The 5,411-nt window shown below is 65.9% G+C and carries 6 protein-coding genes; all 6 read right to left on the minus strand.

Translation table 11 applies throughout. The annotated features are described in order from the left end of the window. On the minus strand, positions 1-252 hold a 252-nt coding region (locus ABYB95_RS16180; protein ID WP_372659591.1), incomplete at its 3' end, for a GTPase. Positions 253-304: 52 nt separating this feature from the next. Beyond that, positions 305-1,462, minus strand: coding sequence for an outer membrane protein assembly factor BamB (gene bamB, locus ABYB95_RS16185; protein ID WP_372659592.1), 1,158 nt, complete (start codon positions 1,460-1,462; stop codon positions 305-307). 5 nt (positions 1,463-1,467) lie between these two features. Further along, positions 1,468-2,142 carry a YfgM family protein gene (locus tag ABYB95_RS16190; protein ID WP_372659593.1) on the minus strand — a complete coding sequence of 225 codons (675 nt, stop codon included), beginning with the start codon at positions 2,140-2,142 and terminating at the stop codon, positions 1,468-1,470. A gap of 75 nt (positions 2,143-2,217) precedes the next feature. Continuing rightward, a complete protein-coding gene (gene hisS / locus ABYB95_RS16195; protein ID WP_372659594.1) occupies positions 2,218-3,552 on the minus strand; it encodes a histidine--tRNA ligase in 1,335 nt (444 codons plus the stop codon). Between the two features lie 78 nt (positions 3,553-3,630). Continuing rightward, the gene (gene ispG, locus ABYB95_RS16200; protein ID WP_372659595.1) at positions 3,631-4,923 is read right to left on the minus strand and encodes a flavodoxin-dependent (E)-4-hydroxy-3-methylbut-2-enyl-diphosphate synthase; all 1,293 of its coding nucleotides are present in this window, start codon (positions 4,921-4,923) and stop codon (positions 3,631-3,633) included. A 2-nt stretch (positions 4,924-4,925) separates the two neighbouring features. Continuing rightward, the coding region (locus ABYB95_RS16205; RefSeq protein WP_372659596.1) for a DUF4115 domain-containing protein at positions 4,926-5,411 on the minus strand (486 nt) is incomplete at its 5' end.

Raw genomic sequence — 5,411 nt, forward strand, 5'->3', positions numbered from 1 at the left:
ATCCGATTCGGCCACCGCCTGCCGGGTCTGTTTGGCCATTTCCCGGTAAATGCCTTCGCTGGCATCGGGCTCGAAGCCCCCGGTGTCGATCACGATGTATTCGTTCGCACCCGAACGGCCATTGCCGTAGTGGCGGTCCCGGGTCAGGCCCGCGAAATCGGCCACGATGGCATCGCGTGAACTCGTCAAACGGTTGAACAGTGTGGATTTGCCCACATTGGGGCGGCCCACCAGGGCGATGACAGGTTTCACGAAAAAAAGCCTTTCAAGCCCAAGCAGACGGAAAACGGGTCGCGGCAGTGGCTCACTGAGGACGCCAGGCGAACAGGCCGCCTTTTTGGGTTTGCACCAGCACCGCATTGCCCGCCAGAATGGGTGCGCTGATCACCGGAGAGCCATCGGTGGACAGCCGGGTCATTTCAGAACCGTCTTCGCGCGACAGCAAGTGCACCAAACCGGCGCCATCGCCGATCACCACCACACGCCCGACCGCCAACGGCCCGGTGAGTTCGCGGTATTGCAGACGATCCACCGTCCAGGCCTGTTCACCGCTGTCGCGCTGCCAGGCCTTGACGGTGCCGTCGCTTTCGGCGCCGAACACCAGTTTGTCGTCCCCGTGCACGCCCGTCAGGCCCTGGGCCGCTCGCGTCCAGAGCACAAGACCCCGGCTGGCGTCCACGCAGCCGACCGCAGCGGTATAGGCTCTGGCGCAGACCGAGTTGCCCTCCCGGCTGACAGGTCCGACCAAGTCGACCAGGCGTTCAATTTCGTTGGTACCCCGGGCGGTGGCAATGGGAGCCTCCCACTGAACCGAGCCGCTGAGCGGATTCAAGCCAGTGAGTCGGCCAGAAATCCCGGCCACCAGGGTATCGCCCACCGCCGTCAGCACCCCGTTCTGGCGCAGCACCAGCGGATCGCCGGTGCGCGTCTGGTTCCACAAGCGGGCGCCGGTTTGACCGTCGAAAGCTGAAACGGCCCGGTCGGCCGTCATCAAAAAGACCCGCTTGCCGGCCACCAGCGGCGGCGTGTACGAGCCAGCGGGCAGCCGCACGCGCCAACGCTCCGCCCCGTTGGCGATCGCGACCAGTTGGTTGTCCAACGTCACCACGGCGGCCAGTTCGCCGTCGGAACCCACGCCGGTGGCGATCCGGTCGCCCAGATTCAGGCGCCACACATCGCGACCGCTGGCCGCATCCAACGCGACCACGGTGCCCGCACTGGACGCCGCAAACACGCGTCCCGCCACCGCGATCGGGGTGAGCGAGGTGTCCGACGGGCCCAGTTGCGCGGTCCAGGCCAGCTGGGTGCCCAGCAAAGCCGTCACGGGCGCAAGCTCTTTGGGTTGGGGCTTCTTGCTGGAGCCTGCACAGCCGGCCAGCGCCAAAGTCAAAGCCAACGCCAGACCCGCTACCCGCAGGCCGCCGCCATACGCGATCGCGCGGCGGTCAGAAGTTGCAAACAAGGGGTTCAACGTGCCACCTCCGGCGAAGGCGTCAATGTGCTGACGTCCACGCCCAAAGCGGCCAGCTTGACCTCGACCAGACGGCGGTACTCGACGCGCTCACCCAGCCCGCGCCATGCGGCCACGTACTGCGCCTTGGCCTCTTCGGCCTTGCTTTGCGCCATCAGCACGTCGCCGCGGCGGTCGGCCACCAGGGGTTCGAAGGCTTTGGGGGCGGACGCATCCAGGGTTTTCAGGGCCTGGTCGTAGGCTTTGGCCTCGATGTCGAGTGCGGCCAGCCGCAGGCGGGCCACCGCCTGGTAAGCGCCATCGGACGATTTGTTGTTCACCCAGGCCAAGGCTGCGCGGGCGGCATCGGCCTTGCCCGCTTCGTGCAAGGCCTTGGCGGCCAACAGTGCACCTTGATCGGCGAAGGTGGTACCGCCGAAGCGGTCTTGCATGTCGGACAGCGCCCGCTCCAGCTTGTCCACGTCCTTCGTACCCACCGCGCGGTCGATTTCGTCGTACAGGATGGACGCCTTGACCGACTGGTCGCGCTGCCAATACTGCCAGCCATTCCACGCCGCCATGCCACCAAAGACCGCGATCAGAACCCAGGTGATGAGGTTGCCGTAACGGGCCCAGAAGTGTTTGATCTGATCGAGTTGTTCCTGCTCTTCGAGGTCGAGGTGTTTGGCCATGGATGCGGTGCCTAATTGGGGATCGGTCGATTGTAGGCGCGTCGCCAATTGCCACGCGCCGGATGAAAACCAGGCTCAGGGCTGGCGCAACAGGCTCGCGGCCCACAAAGTGGTGTCGCCCAAAGGCTCCAGGCGCTGCGCCGACATGGCGGTGTCGCCACCCGGATCCGGCGCAATGGCTTGCCGCAAAGCTTTGACGGCCACCATGGCCTGTTGCAGTTCCTGCTCACCAAAGATCAGCGCAAAGCGCGCCCCGCTGGCATCGGCTTTCTTGAACTGCGACTTCATGCTGCCCATGCCCTCGGGCCCGGCGGCGTGCATCTGCACTTGCACGCCTTGCGCCCGCAGCGCGCGCAAAGTCCGCATGGCCACCGGCAAGGCAGCCACATCGGGCACCACGGCGTAGGCGTCCGGCACGGGCTGTTCGGGCAGGCGGTCCTGCTCCTTGAGCAGCTCGAGAATGCGCTCCATGCCCAGGGCCCAGCCCACAGCCGGTGCGGGCTTGCCGCCAATCTGTTCAAACAGACCGTCGTACCGGCCACCGGCGCACACCGTGCCTTGCGCGCCCAGCTGGGTGGTCACGAACTCGAACACCGTGAGGTTGTAGTAGTCCATGCCGCGCACCAGGCGCGGGTTGATGCGGTAGGCAATGCCATGTGCGTCCAGCAAGTCGCGCAAGCGCTGGAAGTGGTCCAGCGACTCTGCCCCCAGGTGGTCCATCAGGCGCGGCGCGCCGTTCACCAGCGCCTGCATCGCCGGGTTCTTGGTGTCCAGGATGCGCAGTGGATTGCTGTGCAAGCGGCGCTTGGCGTCCTCATCGAGCTGCTCGGCGTGGCTTTCGAAATAGGCGATGAGCGCGGCGCGGTGCGCTTGGCGCTCGGGCGGCTGCCCCAGGCTGTTGATTTCCAGCTCGATGCCGGTCAAGCCCAGCTCGGCCCAGAGGTCGCAGGCGAGCACGATGAGCTCCACATCCACGTCCGGCCCCGCAAAACCCAGGGCTTCGGCGCCAAATTGGTGGAACTGCCGGTAGCGCCCGCGTTGTGGCCGCTCGTGGCGGAACATCGGGCCCATGTAATACAGGCGTTTGCCGCCGTCGTACAGCAGCGACTGCTCCAGCACGGCACGCACCACACCAGCGGTGTTTTCGGGGCGCAAGGTCAGTTGCTCGCCGTTCAGCCGGTCTTGAAAGGAGTACATCTCCTTCTCGACGATGTCGGTCACCTCGCCCAAACCGCGCACGAACAAGGCGGTCGGCTCGACGATGGGCGTGCGCAGGTTGCGGTAGCCGTAGCGCCGCATGAGCGCACGCAGGCGCTCTTCCAGCCACTCCCAGTGCGCGGACGCGGGTGGCGCGATGTCGTTCATGCCCTTGACGGCGGTGAGCCGTGTGGCGCTGGATTTTTCTGCCATGGATGCGATGGGCTCGCGGGCCAGAGCGCTGAAACCGATCACCGGTACCGCTGCCGTGCAGCCGGTACGGGCCTGGTGTCAGGCTGTGGCCCCGAACCTCTTTTCAATATAGGTTTCAACGATGGTCTGGAATTCTTGCGCAATGCCCTGACCACGCAAGGTGAGCGCCTTTTCCCCGTCGATGTAGACAGGCGCGGCGGGCGCTTCGCCGGTGCCGGGCAGGCTGATGCCAATGTCGGCGTGCTTGCTTTCGCCCGGGCCGTTGACAATGCAGCCCATGACCGCCACGCGCAGGTTTTCCACGCCGGGGTACTGGGCCCGCCACACCGGCATGGAGCTGCGCAGAAAATCGTCGATCTGCTTGGCCATTTCCTGGAACACCGTGCTGGTGGTGCGACCACAGCCGGGGCAGGCGGTCACGCTGGGCACAAACGCACGCAAACCCAGAGACTGCAGGATTTCGGTGGCGATCACCACCTCTTGCGTACGCGCCTCGCCCGGCTGCGGCGTGAGGGACACCCGGATGGTGTCACCAATGCCTTGTTGCAACAGCACCGCCAGCGCCGCCGTGGACGCCACAGCGCCCTTGGTGCTCATGCCGGCTTCGGTCAGACCCAGGTGCAGCGCGTAATCACAGCGCTGTGCCAAGGCCTGGTAAACCGAGATCAGATCCTGCACCCCACTGACCTTGCAGGACAGCATGATGTTGTTGCCGTTCAGGCCAATCGCCTCGGCCTTGGCCGCCGAATCCAGGGCCGAGGTGATCAGCGCCTCGTACATGACTTGCCGCGCCTCCCAGGGCTGGCTGCGCTGGGCGTTCTGGTCCATCAGGCGGGCCAGCAACTCCTGGTCCAGACTGCCCCAGTTCACGCCGATGCGCACCGCCTTGTTGTGCCGGGCGGCGATCTCCACCATTTGGGTGAATTGCCGGTCGCCCTTTTCGCCTTTGCCCACGTTGCCGGGGTTGATGCGGTATTTCGACAAAGCCTGGGCACAGGCCGGATGGTCGGTGAGGAGCTTGTGGCCGTTGTAGTGGAAGTCGCCGATCAGCGGCACCTCCACACCCATGCGGTCGAGCTGCTCGCGGATGTGCGGCACCGCCCGCGCGGACTCGTCGTTGTTGACCGTGATGCGCACCAGCTCGGAGCCGGCCAGCGCCAGTTCCTTGACCTGGATCGCCGTGCCGATCGCGTCCGCCGTGTCGGTGTTGGTCATGGACTGGACCCGCACCGGCGCATCCCCGCCCACCGTCACATGCCGGTCGCCCCAGCTCACCACACCCTGGCGCGTGCGACGTGCCAGGGCCCCGGCCGCCGCGATGGGCTCGCGGTCCTGACCCGTTGCCGCCGTGTCAAATGTTGCGATAGCCATGCTCACTTCACCTCGAAACGGGCCACGTTGTTGCGGGCATAGGAATCGATATCAAAAGGCTTGCCGCGCACGGCCACGCGCACCGCGTTGGCACGGCCCAGCACCACGGCATAAGGCGGGGCGCTAGAGAACTCGATCACGTCGCCCGCCTTCAACATGCGCTGCATCACCACGCTGCCCGAACCGTTCACCACTTCAACCCAGGACTCGCCGTTGGCCGTGATGCTCAACAAGCTGTTCGAACCGGGGGCGGCCTCGGCTGGCGGCTCGCTGCGGGTACCGGTCACTTCGGCAGGCGCGGCGGCGCCAGCGGTCGTCGCAGCCGACGCGACTGCAGCGCTCGCAGTCTGCATGGAGCTGTCCAATACCAGGGGCGTCACGGTCACCGACGACGATTCCAGATCAACCGCATCGGCGCCCGGCACACCCGTGGACGGTTCCGTCGTGGGCAGCACCGCATCGGGCAACAAGCGCTCCATCGATGGCAG

Source organism: Hydrogenophaga sp. (assembly GCF_041633695.1).
Classification (GTDB): Bacteria; Pseudomonadota; Gammaproteobacteria; order Burkholderiales; family Burkholderiaceae_C; genus Hydrogenophaga.